1 protein-coding gene is annotated in these 924 nt (G+C 59.1%); it reads right to left on the reverse strand.

The window, feature by feature from the left end; genetic code table 11:
* Window positions 1-98: 98 nt before the first annotated feature.
* A partial coding sequence (gene cysB, locus B3520_RS06385) for an HTH-type transcriptional regulator CysB (protein WP_286875687.1) occupies window positions 99-924 on the reverse strand: 826 nt, incomplete at its 5' end.

The following is a 924-nucleotide window of genomic DNA, read 5'->3' on the forward strand; positions in this document are numbered from 1 at the left end:
CGAAGCGCATCCGCCGTTACCCAGGGTGCATTCGGCCCAACGCCTTTGAGCCCGAAGGGCGTCAACCACAAACCGGACGCGATTCACCCACTTACTCACTAATAAGTGGGAAGCTCTATATGGGCAAAAAGCTCCTCCAACTCCGCGCGGGAGTGGCGGTTGTAGGCCTCGTCAATCACATTGCGAGTCAGATGGGGGGCGAAACGCTCAATAAAGTCGTACATGAAACCCCGCAGGAAAGTCCCGCGGCGGAAGCCGATCTTGGTCACACTGCTCTCGAACAGATGGCTCGCATCCAGCGCCACCAGATCTGAATCCAGGCGCTCATCCACCGCCATCTTGGCCACAATACCGATGCCCAGCCCGAGGCGAACATAGGTCTTGATCACATCCGCATCCGCCGCGGTGAACACCACCTTCGGTGCCAGCCCCCGGTTCATAAAGGCTTCATCCAGCTTCGAGCGGCCGGTGAATCCAAACACATAGGTCACGATGGGATACTTGGCGACCGCTTCTAGGGTCAGCGGCTCAACCTGTGCCAGCGGATGCTCGCGCGGCACCACAATGCAGCGGTTCCAGCGGTAGCATGGCATCATCACCAGATCACTGAACAGCTCCATGGCTTCGGTGGCGATGGCAAAATCCACCGTGCCATCGGCGGCCATTTCGGAGATCTGCATGGGTGTTCCCTGATGCATGTGCAGGGACACATCGGGATACTGCTGAATGAAGGACTGAATGACCGGCGGCAAGGCATAGCGCGCCTGGGTGTGAGTAGTGGCAATGGACAGACTGCCCTTGCGCTCGTTGCTGAACTCCTGCGCCACCTGCTTGATGCTGTCGACCTTGCGCAGAATCTCACCGGCGGTTTTCAGAATCGCCTCACCGGCGGGGGTAATGCGGGTCAGGTGTTTGCCGCTGCGG

The sequence above is a fragment of the Marinimicrobium sp. UBA4509 genome (genome assembly GCF_002388575.1).
Taxonomy (GTDB): Bacteria; Pseudomonadota; Gammaproteobacteria; order Pseudomonadales; family Cellvibrionaceae; genus Marinimicrobium; species Marinimicrobium koreense.